An 11,633-nucleotide genomic window follows, 5' to 3' on the forward strand; every position below is an offset into this window, starting at 1 on the left:
GCTTTAATTAGCGCTAATGCCCCAGCCACCTTCTAAAGGTGGCTTTTTTTGTGCTACACCTAACGCAGATTTCTTTTACCAATGGCTGATCAAACAGTTGCTAAGTTCGTAGCCCAACTAGGTAACGATAACGTTCTGAAAGCCAGGCTCGAATCTGCAAACCTAGCGGAGCTTTTGTTAATTGCGGAAGAGCATAATCTTCAATTTGGTCATGCCCATGATTTATACGCCCGTGCTAAGCATTCCATGGAATTATGGGGTACAGCTCCTAATACCGCTGCACCAGTTGGAGATGCTATTCCAGTTGTATCTAGTTTTATAGCGCAAGCAAAAGCAAATCCTGGTTTACAAGAAAAGCTTGAATCTGCTGATTTAAAGGAGTTGCTTGCTATCGCCAAAAGCTATGATCTAGATTTTGGCGATGCTGATTCCATCTACACAACAGCTAAAGGTGAATTGGAAATTTGGTAATTTCTTCAATAGTAAATTTAATTAAATCTGCGCTTGTTAGAACAAACTTGTATATTTGCAGTCTTTAGATGAGCCAAGCAAATCTCGACTTTTTTGCAGAAGCTCGTAAAAGTCAAGCACTTTCCGATTAGGTGCAGGCTGCCCGCAGTCATGCTGAATTAATTAAGTTGGCATCTAATAACGGCCATGATTTAAGTAAGGTAACTGTTGTTCGCCATCATCTGCATCGCTTAGCTGGGCGCGTTTATACGGAACTTGAAAGTCTTGGCGCGCATGTATTTAATGAGAATTTTGATTATATATTCTTAGGTAATTTCATTTAACTCAAGCCTTAAGAACTGAATTCACTATTATATTCATTAAAGCTACGCTGACTCCTCGGTTCATTACTTGCTGAGCGGCCGGTTGCTTTAGCAAGTGCCTGTTCAATTTCTGCTTCATTCATATTTCCTTGCCCACTAAAAAGTACGTTTGTTGATGCATCTATCACTACAATTTGTGGCACCATCCCACTCCAGTAATGATTTGGAGAATTATTAGGAGCGCTGGGATCCATTTTATATGGATCACTTGGTAGTGCAATTAATTCAACATCTCTGCCCCATCGGCCTTGTAAATCTGATAGTAAAGGGGCAAAACGCTTGCTTGAGTTGTTATCATCTAGATAAAATGCAAGAAGTATTGGTTTTTTTAATTTCACCGCCTCTTCTAGGCTTGTGCTTGGTGGAACCAAAGCGCCATTGCCGGCATATAGTGCAAATATATTTCCATCATAACTGTTGGTATTAATATCGGCGTTAACAGATGGTGCTGCTGCTATGAATAATAGAAAAGATAGAATTAAAGTATATGTTGCATTTAAGACGTTGCGCTTGTTGATTTGCATGAATAGAAATTCTGAAAAGTTGGTTAGTAGAATAAATTCTAAAAAGTTGGTTTAGAGTTTATCGCCGCTAAGGGCCGAGTTTTGAATTCCCTTACCTAGTCCCTGCATAATACCTCTTCCTATAAGACCGATCGCACGCCCCAACACCCTTGTTAATAGCAGCACCATTAGTGTGCCGATGCGGTTGATCAGGATTTCAAGTTGCGGTGCTAAAGCATCTCTTGCTTCTAAAAGAATTGTGATCGCCTGTTGCCACCAGCTGAGTGTTTTTAGTTCATGATCCCGAGGTTCTATTAAAACTTGGGAGCACCATTTACCGGCGCGTATTGTGTAGAGAGTCCTTTTACTTTCATAAATAGCAACAGGTCTTACAAATAAACTTTGCCAACGTTCAATTGAATTAAGCCGATTGCGTAAGCGATCTAATTCTCTAGTGGATAGAAACTTTGCGGGTAGCATTGTTCTGCGTAGTTCTGGCCAGCCGCTGCATGCTTCCAAAACTTCCTTAGCGATTCGTTCTGCGCTTCTTAGGAGCCAATTGCTAAGCAGAGTTTGTAGATGTAAGAGGGCATAAGGCTGGTCTGGTGCCATTAATTGACCATTTATGAGTAATGGCTTTCCATCAATTAAGGCCGTTAAAATAGGGTATAGAGAGCAAAGATCCGGATCTTCATCTTGAAGATTTGAAGTTTGGAGTAATGTGTCGGCAAGCCGAACAAGGCTGCCTTCTTTAGGCATCTGAGTGTATGGCCCCACTAATTGAAGTAGAGCTCGTTGCCTGAGTAATAGTTGTTGATTAAGCCATAAGTCAACAACTGAACTTTCCATAATTGTTTTTTCTTGTGAGATTTTCTCAACAAGAATCTTAAATTCATTTAGCAAGCATTCGAATAAATTTAGGCGCCGCTCTGGTAGCAAAGCCTCAAGCGCTAGCAGTTGGTTCGATTCATCTGCTACTAAATCTTTACAGCTGTTTGCTAAATTTAGTTGAAGTTGACTAAGTAAATTAATACCACCGCGCTGAGGCAGCCAAATGTGTAGATTCTCTTTGCTTTCATGATTTTCTATTTGAACGTTTTCGCTGGATCCTCCCCAGATAAAATGTAATATTTTGCGGGCCATACGCAGTTCCCTTAAGCGTCCGTACATTACAAAAGTAAATAACCCTGATTCCCTTTCTGTTGCAATTATCTGAAGAATTCGATTTATTTCCCGTTCTACTTGCATTAAACCGCTTTTTAATAAAATACAACCAAGGCCTTGACTATAAGGGGTTTTTTGATTGTTATAGCCTCTAGTATTATTTGAATTTTCTTCTTGATTGATTCTAAATACCCTGCCACCTTTTAGTACAAGCTCCATGGCTTCACTTATTTCCGCCAAGCTGGGCTGCTCTAGCAAGCCATCTACTTTAAGTTTTAATAGTAAATCCTGCTGATAATTCTTGCTGTTATTTATTATCAATATCAATGGAGTTCCCGGCTCTCGCAATCCCCATTGCTTCAACTCTTCGTTGAGAACATTACTCGTCAGAGGATCTTGCTGTATCCAGCATATTAGCTGGAAGCTTTTGGCACTTCTGTTTGGATTAGATTTATTATTTTCTTGAAGGCTTGCTTGTAAATCTATATGCCAATTTGGGTGTTTGGTTTTGAACAGCTCTATGAGGGCTTGGGCTTGCCATTGTTGCCCAACTACAAGAATTCTTTGCTTGTTTAGATCTAGCGATTCATTATTCATTTAGTTTCGCCTACCTTGTAATTGCAGGCTGTAGCTTTCGATTTTGAATCCCGTTTTAGATTCAATTGAATTGAGTAGTTCCTTGGGCAATTCTAAGTCTAAATCATAAATATCGCCACTCTCAAGGCAGGTGATATGACTATGGGGATCGGCGCGATGCCCATAGAGCCTGCCTTGGTCCTTTTTGAGGCATTCAATTATTCCGTGGGCATGCAGCGATTCAAGATTTTGATAAACCGATGTGTGGCCTATGCAGCGTCCATTTGTATTTAGCAGCTCATATATTTCCTTTGCGCTCAAATGTGAGCCACTGCACCAAAGTATTTCCAGAACCAATTTGCGCTGTCGGCTTAGCCGCAACCCTCGGCTGCGGCAGATCTGAAAAGCGCCATTTAAATCAGCTGTTCTTATTGTCATAGCCCCATCATATGGAGCTAGCAAGTGCCTTTATTTGGATTCAGCGATGGCGGGTCTTGAAGCCTTTTGGGCCCGATCGCCAAATTTGCTTCCTGCAGATTTAATTTGCCGTCGTAGAGAGCTCTACCCACGATTACTCCCACCACTCCGTCGGCTTCTAGAGGCAACAAACTTAATAAATCAGTGAGATCGCCTATGCCCCCTGATGCGATTACTGGGGTTCCGCTCGCCTTCGCCATTAAGCGTAAAAATTGCAGATTCGGCCCTTCAAGGGTTCCATCTGTGGCTATGTCTGTACAGATCAAAGCAGCTAACCCAATGCCGTTAAATTTTTTAGCAAGCTTCGTTGCATCTACTTGGCTTGCCTGCGTCCAGCCTTTAGTTGCCACCATTCCATCTCTGGCATCAATTCCAACCACCACCCGCTGGGGGTAACGCTGGGCCAGCTCCAGCACCAGCTCGGGTTGTTCCACTGCAACGGTGCCAAGGATTATCCGATTAACCCCGCATGAAAGTAGTTCTGCCGCTTTTGCGGCATTTCTTATGCCTCCTCCCAGCTGAACCGGAATTTCAAGAGTTTCTGTAATTCGCCTCACCAAAGGATGATTTATTGGTTCCCCACTGCGGGCCCCATCTAAATCCACCAAATGCAGGCGCTGCGCCCCTTGCCGCTGCCATTCCAGGGCTTGCTCAATTGGATCTGCACTGAAGTGGGTAACTTTTTCGTAGTCGCCTTGATGAAGCCTTACGCACTGCCCATTTAGTAGATCGATCGCGGGAATTATTTGCATCGCAGGTTTTTTTTGTTTTGGCATTCTCGCCAAGGGAGGATGAACCCAGTCATGAGGATCCCAGAATGCGCATTTTGTTGATGGGTGGTACCCGCTTCATCGGTAAACCTTTGGTGCAGCAATTACTTGCAGCTGGTCATCAACTCACCCTTTTCACGAGGGGGCGCCAGCCCATTCCCACTGGAGTGTTGCACTTAAGCGGCGATCGCAATGTTGCTGCAGACCTGGCTCCTCTGCAAGGCCAAGCTTTTGAGGTGATCATCGATAGTTCTGGTAGGACCATGGAGGAAAGCCAAGCTGTGCTGGCTTGCACCGGCGCGCCCTCCCATCGCTTTGTATATGTGAGTTCCGCTGGCGTTTATGCCGACAGCGAACTATGGCCTTTAGATGAGGAATCTCCAATAGATCCCTCCAGCCGCCATGCAGGAAAGGCCTGCACGGAGGATTGGTTGCGGCAGCAAGGGATTCCTTTTACCAGTTTTCGGCCCACATACATCTACGGGCCAGGTAACTACAACCCAGTTGAAAATTGGTTTTTTGCTCGCATTTGCCAGGATTTAGCGGTTCCACTCCCCGGTGATGGTTCCACCATCACTCAATTGGGCCATGTGGATGATCTAGCCGTGGCAATGGCCCGTTGCCTCGAGGTAGATGCATCAATAAATCGGATCTACAACTGCACCGGCAGTAAAGGGGTGAGCTTCAGAGGGTTAGTTGCAGCAGCAGCAAGGGCCTGTGGCAGGGATCCCTCCACCGTTGAAATGCGCAGTTTTGATCCCTCTTGCCTTGATCCCAAGGCGCGTAAGGCATTTCCGTTGCGGCTTAATCATTTTTTAGTTGATGTGAATCGGCTTGAGCGGGAATTAGCTTTTACGCCTCGTTTTGATCTTGATGCCGGGCTTGCCGATAGTTTTAAAAATGATTACGGCCTGCGGCCCGATCAAAAAGTTGATTGCAGCTCCGATGCTCTCTTGTGGAAAAACTAATTACTTTTTGGTTTTAGGTAGCCCAAGGCGGAAGAAAGAGCAAGCAATAGTGATGGCCAAAACAAACACCAGCCCAGCCCCTGAATTGTGCTAACTACCTGTGGTGGCAGCCATTTTGGGGGCCAGAGCATTAAGAGTAGAGCCGCAAATTGCAGCAATGTTTTGGCCTTTCCTGCCATTGAGGCGGCGCCACCGCTGGCTTGCCCGCCACGCCAACTTGAGATCAAAAGCTCACGGCTAATTAAAAGCCAGAGGGCCCAAAGGGGTAATCGTTGTTGTTGAGTTAGCCAGAGCAGTGGCGCTAATAAAAAAATTTTGTCGGTTAGGGGATCCAGCTGAGCACCCCAGATGCTGCCTCCACCGGCTCGGCGCGCTAGCCAGCCATCGGCCCAGTCGCTTAGGCCGCCAACTAGCAGCAGGATCCAGGCAAGGCTGGCTTGGCCTTGCCCGAGGGCAATTATCAAGGGCAAACCCAATAGGGCGCGTCCAATGGTGAGCCCGTTAGCTGTAAAGCGAAGGAGATTGGGGTTCATTGCCCTGCAGAATGACTCAAGCTGAAACAGTTTTCATGGTGATGCAGCGATTGGTTTCAGAGGTGATGACAAGCCCATTGTTTACGGTGGAACTAACTACCCCCCTGCAGGAAGCAGTTGCTTTACTAAATCAGCATCACATCAGTGCCTTGCCTGTAATTGATGCCAAAGGTGCGCTGCTGGGGGAACTTAGTGAACAGGATTTAATGGTTCGTGAAAGTGGTTTTGATGCTGGCCCTTATGTGCTCTTGCTAGACAGTGTGATCTACCTCAAAAATCCGCTGCAATGGGATAAAGAAGTGCACCAAGTTTTAGGAAATAATGTTTCTGATTTAATTAATCGCCATCCCCACACATGTGCCATTGATTTACCTCTACCGAAAGCCGCAAAACTATTGCACAACGGTAAAACTCAACGCTTATTTGTATTAAACCCAGAGGGTATGCCAGTGGGTGTGCTCACCCGTGGAGATGTGGTGCGAGCGCTCGCTGAAGCTGGTTAAGGGGCTGGTGGGGAGGCCGGAGGCAACACAGGAGGGGCAGGGGTTACACGATTTTCGCTGCCGGCTGTGATCGAAAGATTGGGATCGTATACGGCTTGGCTTGGCGCTATCGCAGGCGCTGACTCGTAGTTTTCCGGAGCAGGTAGATCAGGCGCCATTGATGCCGGATTGAAAGGGGTGCCTAAGCCAATACCTGCTCCAGGGAGTTCTGGAATACGGGGTGCTGCAGCTGCATTAAGTGCAAGGGCGGGATCTGCGGTGATGGGGGGTTCTCGCATCGGTGCAGCGCTTGAGGGGCGAGAGGCGGTTGGTGATTTTGATGGCGACCAAAACAATCGGGCAATTGGCACTACTCCTTTTTCCATTAAACGGTTTAAACCTGCCATTGCCTTATCCATCACCTGGCCGCCCAATTTGAAACTGCAATCCAGAGGGTTTGAGCAACCGCTGAGCCTTCCCAAGGGGTTGATATTTGCCAGAGGATTGCCTTGAAGATGAAAAGATCTTGGTTCGAGCTTGAGCATGTAAGGAACGTGCACAAAGCTGGTGGCGCCACCGCTGATCCAATTGGCATCTTCTTCGCTGAAGCCTTTTACGCCAGGAATAATGAGACGGCTTTTTGAAGCATGATCAGGCATGTAAGCAGCAACTAAACCTCTACTGCGTGCGAGCTCTTTGGTTTGCTCGAGGGTGAGGCCATCGCGGCTCATGAAAACCTCTAAGCGGCCATCACTACGCAAACCCAAAACCATGCGCACCCTGGGCAGGTAATAGCGAATTTGCTGACCCATGCTCACGCTGTAGGCCCCTTTGTATTCACTGGGGGGAGATTGCATGTTGTTGTAAAGCGAATGCAAACCACCAATAAATGTTTCGTATTCCCCCGCTCTGGCATCAGTTAATTCTCCATAACCAAAGTCAACCTTGCCTTGGTGAGTAATACCCATGTAGGCGCGCTGCCTGGCTGCGCTTCGGTTTCTTCCTCGCCAAATTTGATTGCCAAGTTTGATATCGCCGAGGGGAACAGTTACCTCTTGATCAGGATCGTTGTAGCGCTCATACATCGGCCCGCTTACAAAAGCGAGAGCTTTGTTGTCGTTGAAGGCTTCTTGCTCGCGATCCCAACCCTCAAGCATTCCGAAAGCTACCTTGCGGGGATCAAAGTTGAGGGCATAAACATCGTTATTGGGTAAATACTGGAAGCTTTCGTTTGTGGCATTTAGGCTGGCCAGGCTGGTTTGATTGTTGCCGCCTGGTCGACGGTTGCTTGAGGGGGCAATCACCACCAAAAATGTGAGGGCGGCAAGAGGCACTCCGATTGCGCTCCAACCAAGCCAGCTGAGGCGACGTTTAAAAACATTGATTTTTTGTTCGTTTTTGCTTCTGCGTTTTGATTTAGCAGGCTTTGCTGCAATCTTCCCTTTCGCAACTCTGCCATGGGGTTTTGGCGTAGAACCTCTATTGCCCCTTGAAGAGGCTGTTGACGCCAACTCAGTGCTGCTCTTGCGGCTACTGCCCATTAGCTAAAGCAAACACTTTTCGTTATATAAGCAAATAAATCAGCTCGCACCAGCATTGCAGGACACTTCAGCTACTTAATTCCAGCATTTTTTTGATTGGGGCTAGAGCCCTAAGCCTCAGGCTTTCCTCAAGATTGATGGCAGGAGCCATAGTTTTTAAACAATTTTCTAATTTATCAAGGGTGTTTAAACGCATATAAGGGCAAGCATTACAGCTGCAGCCGTCAAGACCAGGTACCCCGTAGAACTCCTTATGGGGAGCAGCCTTACGCATCTGGTGCAGGATCCCTGGCTCGGTAAGCACAATGAAGGACGAAGCAGTACTTGTTTTGCTGTGCGATAGCAATTTGCTGGTGGAACCAATGAAATCAGCTAGATCGAGCAGGTGGCTTTGGCATTCGGGATGGGCGATTAGCTCCGCTTTGGGATGGGCGGCTTTTAATTTGAAAACAGCTGCCTCACTAAAGGTTTCATGCACAATGCAACTGCCCGGCCAAAGCACAAGTTTGCGGCCGGTTTGTTTTTGCACCCAGTTACCTAGGTTTTGATCTGGTGCAAAAAGGATTCCTTGTTCTTCAGGAATTGATTTCACCATTGCCACCGCATTGCTGCTTGTGCAGATCAAATCGCTTTGCGCCTTTATTGCTGCGGAGCAATTTATGTAGCTGATCACCACATGGCCTGGATGATCAGCGCGAAATTGAGCAAATTCATCTGGGCTACAGGCATCAGCAAGTGAACAGCCAGCATTTAGATCTGGCAGAAGCACAGTTTTGTTGGGGCTGAGGATCTTTGCGGTTTCAGCCATGAAGTGAACGCCGCAAAAAACGATTACCTCTGCATCGGTGGCAGCAGCTTTGCGGGATAGCTCAAGGGAATCGCCGATAAAATCGGCCACGTCTTGGATTTCTTCCTCTTGGTAGTAGTGGGCAAGGATTACAGCTTTGCGCTGATCTTTTAAAGCAGCAATTCGCTGAATTTGGCTGCTGCTTGGGGCGCTGCTTACGAACATGCGTGAGCCTGCCGAGGGAGGATGCAAGCAGCCTAGAAAGTTACAAGGGAGCATTTGTGCTGAAACTGGCCATTGCCGGAGATCTCCATGGCCAGTGGGACCACCACGACGATGCTGTGATGGCTCAACTTGCTCCAGATGCCCTTTTGGTAGTTGGCGACCTGGCAGACGGGGATGTGCGCCTGCCCCTGCGCCTACGCAAATTGCATGTTCCGGTTGCGTGCGTGCTCGGAAATCACGATGCCGCCAAAGATAGTTCTGGTCGCACTCTTGGTCGCATGGAGCAGGCCCTTGGTGAACTGCATTGCGGTTGGGGTTTGCGTTTATTAGATCCCCCCGGGTTAGCGGTGGTGGGTGGTAGACCCGGCAGTGCTGGAGGCGGATTTAGGCTATCGGAGGCGGTTAAATCCCATTGGGGGGTTATGAATCTTTTTGATTCCGCCAACCGCATCATCAAGGCTGCCTTGAGTGCTCCTGCCGGAATACCTCTTGTGATGCTTTCCCACGCCGGACCCAGCGGCCTTGGAAGCGCTGCCGCTGATCTCTGCGGAAAAGACTGGAAGCCTCCCGCCTGTGATTGGGGCGACCAAGATCTTCAAGAAGCAATACTGCGCATACGCAAGGAAAGGCCAGTGCCCTTAGTGGTTTTTGGTCATATGCACCACCGCTTACGCCGAGGCGCCGGCAATCGCCGCACTTTGCATCGCGACCGGCAAGGAACGATTTATTTAAATGCTGCCTGCGTGCCACGTCATCGTGAATGCAGTGAAAATGGCCCTTTAAGGCATTTCAGCTGGGTGGAAATGGATAACAATGGCAATGTTTTGCTGGCGTCCCATCGTTGGTATCAACCGAATGGCGCTTTGGTGGAAGAAGACGTACTGCCGTTAGCTAATAGTGGCCCATGTTGATTGTGGCCTGCATAAGTGGCCATGGTTACGGCCATGGCTCAAGGGTGGCGGCACTTTTGGCGGCGTTGCAGAGGCTTGAACCCCATTGTCGTTTTGTGCTCTCTACGCCACTTCCAAAAAAGTTCCTAAACCAAACATTTGCCGCAATTCCCCACATTCACCACCATTGCCAATGGGATGTGGGGGTGATCCAGGCGGATGCGTTAGCTAGTGATCCCCTAGCCACCTTGAAAGCGCTAGATGAGCTGGAGCCCAAACTGGCAGCCCAGGTGGAGAACCAAGTTGCATTAATAACGGCTATGAGGTGGCCTGGGGAAGCAGCCCTTGTCTTGGCGGATGTTCCGCCTGCTGCAGTGCTGTTAGCTGAAGGTCTTGGTGTGCCCTTGGTGTGGCAAGCAAATTTTGGCTGGGATTCTATCTATCAAGAACTGGGCGGCCCTTTGCTTAGTTGGGCTGAGCAAAGCAATCAGCTTTATCGCCGCGGTGCTGCCACTCTGCGCTGTCCTTTTTCGCTTGGGATGGATTGGGATTTACCGCAAAAGCAAATTGGTTTGAGTGCGGGAACACCAAGCTTTACCAGCCATGAACTGCGGCAAAGATTTGGCTGGGGTTGGGAAAAGCAAAAAACAGCACTGCTGAGTTTTGGCGGCATTGGTTTTGCCTGCACGCATCAGCTGCTGGAGCAATGGCCCGATTGGGGTTTTGTTGTTACAGACCCTGAATTAGCTAAAGCCTCTAACGCCAGGCTGTTGCCTGCTGATCTGCGGCCCCTTGATCTGATGCCGATCTGCAGTGTGGTAATTACAAAACCCGGCTACAGCACTTTTTGTGAAGCCTTGGGTCAGGGCCTTGGCGTGATTGCGGTTGAACGCCAGGGCTTTGCGGAGGCTGAAGTTCTCATGGCGGGATTAAAAGAACATGGATGGCATCGCCAATTGAGTTTGGCGGCTTTCTTGGCGGGGGATTGGCACCTAGATACCCCATTAACCCCCCCTACAAAACCTGCACTCGCCAGGGGTGGTGAAATTGAAGCAGCCCAGTTTTTAATTAAAATATTAAGAACAAGCATTCTGAGGCAAACAGCCTCTAGGGAGTAGACAATTTATTTTCTGGTCAGTGGTTAATCTAGCCAGGTTTTTTTCGACCATATTCGGCCAGTCCGTTTCTGAAAAGATCTCGTGAGCGGCAAAAATTTATTTTTAGTCAAACTTCAGGTTGCACGTTTGAATTTTTCTTTACTTACTGCATCGAGCCGGTTGGGTACGTTATTTCTCTTTTGCGGCTGCCTAGCACTAATGCCCCCTGCCCTAGCAGTTACTGCTTCTTCTGAAAAAGGAGGATCCAACGATTTAGCTGATCGGGCTCCAAAGCATCTGGCTCAATTATCGTTTCCTCGCCTTCAGTTTCCTGGTTTTCCCAGTGCTCCTCGCATTTTTGCAATCACCGCTGAACGTCGTGCCTTGCTTAATACGATTCGCTACGCGGAAGGCACCTGGAAAGAAGGTACAGATCTTGGCTATCGGGTGATGTTCGGCGGCAGCTTGATGGATTCTCTTGAGCGCCACCCAGACAAAGTGAATTACACCACTGGTTATGCCAGTGCTGCTGCTGGGGCATATCAGTTCATGCCCGCCACCTGGGGGCTTGTTGTTAGAGCTATGGGTTTAGTTGGTTTTAACCCACAAGTACAAGATCAAGCCGCTCTTTTTTTGATCCAGAAGCGAGGTGCACTTTCAATAGCTGATCAAGGCATCTTCAGCGCTGAATTAGCAGCAAAATTAGCTCCGGAGTGGGCATCTTTCCCAACCCTCAGGGGTAGCAGCTACTACGGACAGCCAGTGAAGCGTCTAACTGAGTTACAGC

Annotated in this window: 14 protein-coding genes; 7 read left to right on the top strand and 7 right to left on the bottom strand. The window is 48.0% G+C overall.

Annotated elements, in window-relative coordinates; translation table 11 throughout:
* The first annotated feature begins 81 nt into the window (after nucleotides 1-81).
* Together AC2JC8_RS00455 and AC2JC8_RS00460 are read left to right on the top strand one after the other, a co-directional pair.
* Nucleotides 82-471: a Nif11-like leader peptide family natural product precursor gene (locus AC2JC8_RS00455; protein ID WP_484594023.1), complete on the top strand. Its 390-nt coding sequence runs from the start codon at nucleotides 82-84 to the stop codon at nucleotides 469-471.
* 131 nt (nucleotides 472-602) lie between these two features.
* The gene (locus AC2JC8_RS00460) at nucleotides 603-794 is read left to right on the top strand and encodes a Nif11-like leader peptide family natural product precursor (protein WP_484594024.1); all 192 of its coding nucleotides are present in this window, start codon (nucleotides 603-605) and stop codon (nucleotides 792-794) included.
* Between the two features lie 8 nt (nucleotides 795-802).
* Here AC2JC8_RS00460 and AC2JC8_RS00465 read toward each other — a convergent pair whose 3' ends face one another.
* The 4 genes from AC2JC8_RS00465 to hisA are packed head-to-tail and all read right to left on the bottom strand — an operon-like array spanning nucleotide 803 to nucleotide 4,305.
* Nucleotides 803-1,357 carry a thylakoid membrane photosystem I accumulation factor gene (locus AC2JC8_RS00465; protein ID WP_484594025.1) on the bottom strand — a complete coding sequence of 185 codons (555 nt, stop codon included), beginning with the start codon at nucleotides 1,355-1,357 and terminating at the stop codon, nucleotides 803-805.
* Between the two features lie 51 nt (nucleotides 1,358-1,408).
* A complete protein-coding gene (locus tag AC2JC8_RS00470; protein WP_484594026.1) occupies nucleotides 1,409-3,097 on the bottom strand; it encodes a DUF3685 domain-containing protein in 1,689 nt (562 codons plus the stop codon).
* Nucleotides 3,098-3,514, bottom strand: coding sequence for a Fur family transcriptional regulator (locus AC2JC8_RS00475; protein ID WP_484594027.1), 417 nt, complete (start codon nucleotides 3,512-3,514; stop codon nucleotides 3,098-3,100).
* Nucleotides 3,515-3,531: 17 nt separating this feature from the next.
* Entirely contained in the window at nucleotides 3,532-4,305 is a 774-nt protein-coding gene (gene hisA, locus AC2JC8_RS00480) for a 1-(5-phosphoribosyl)-5-[(5-phosphoribosylamino)methylideneamino]imidazole-4-carboxamide isomerase (protein ID WP_484400764.1), read from the bottom strand.
* 65 nt (nucleotides 4,306-4,370) lie between these two features.
* Between hisA and AC2JC8_RS00485 the strand changes: the two genes are divergently transcribed.
* Nucleotides 4,371-5,291 carry an NAD-dependent epimerase/dehydratase family protein gene (locus tag AC2JC8_RS00485; protein WP_484400798.1) on the top strand — a complete coding sequence of 307 codons (921 nt, stop codon included), beginning with the start codon at nucleotides 4,371-4,373 and terminating at the stop codon, nucleotides 5,289-5,291.
* On the opposite strand, the gene AC2JC8_RS00490 is transcribed toward AC2JC8_RS00485, so the two are convergent.
* A complete protein-coding gene (locus tag AC2JC8_RS00490; RefSeq protein WP_484400765.1) occupies nucleotides 5,288-5,824 on the bottom strand; it encodes a CDP-alcohol phosphatidyltransferase family protein in 537 nt (178 codons plus the stop codon). The genes AC2JC8_RS00485 and AC2JC8_RS00490 overlap by 4 nt on opposite strands.
* Before the next feature lie 35 nt (nucleotides 5,825-5,859).
* On the opposite strand from AC2JC8_RS00490, the gene AC2JC8_RS00495 reads away from it, so the two are divergent.
* Nucleotides 5,860-6,327, top strand: a complete 468-nt coding sequence (locus AC2JC8_RS00495; RefSeq protein ID WP_484400799.1) for a CBS domain-containing protein — start codon at nucleotides 5,860-5,862, stop codon at nucleotides 6,325-6,327.
* Here AC2JC8_RS00495 and AC2JC8_RS00500 read toward each other — a convergent pair.
* Together AC2JC8_RS00500 and nadA are read right to left on the bottom strand one after the other, a co-directional pair.
* Nucleotides 6,324-7,847 carry a hypothetical protein gene (locus tag AC2JC8_RS00500; protein WP_484400766.1) on the bottom strand — a complete coding sequence of 508 codons (1,524 nt, stop codon included), beginning with the start codon at nucleotides 7,845-7,847 and terminating at the stop codon, nucleotides 6,324-6,326. The genes AC2JC8_RS00495 and AC2JC8_RS00500 overlap by 4 nt on opposite strands.
* Before the next feature lie 67 nt (nucleotides 7,848-7,914).
* Nucleotides 7,915-8,859: a quinolinate synthase NadA gene (gene nadA, locus AC2JC8_RS00505; RefSeq protein ID WP_484400768.1), complete on the bottom strand. Its 945-nt coding sequence runs from the start codon at nucleotides 8,857-8,859 to the stop codon at nucleotides 7,915-7,917.
* A 2-nt stretch (nucleotides 8,860-8,861) separates the two neighbouring features.
* On the opposite strand from nadA, the gene AC2JC8_RS00510 reads away from it, so the two are divergent.
* The 3 genes from AC2JC8_RS00510 to AC2JC8_RS00520 all read left to right on the top strand — a co-directional run.
* Nucleotides 8,862-9,770: a TIGR04168 family protein gene (locus tag AC2JC8_RS00510; RefSeq protein WP_484594028.1), complete on the top strand. Its 909-nt coding sequence runs from the start codon at nucleotides 8,862-8,864 to the stop codon at nucleotides 9,768-9,770.
* Nucleotides 9,764-10,867 carry a hypothetical protein gene (locus AC2JC8_RS00515; RefSeq protein WP_484419850.1) on the top strand — a complete coding sequence of 368 codons (1,104 nt, stop codon included), beginning with the start codon at nucleotides 9,764-9,766 and terminating at the stop codon, nucleotides 10,865-10,867. Before AC2JC8_RS00510 ends, AC2JC8_RS00515 begins: the two co-directional genes overlap by 7 nt.
* A gap of 198 nt (nucleotides 10,868-11,065) precedes the next feature.
* Nucleotides 11,066-11,633: glycoside hydrolase family 104 protein (locus tag AC2JC8_RS00520; protein ID WP_484594029.1), on the top strand; the 568-nt coding region annotated here is incomplete at its 3' end.

It is taken from the genome of Synechococcus sp. (assembly GCF_982614295.1).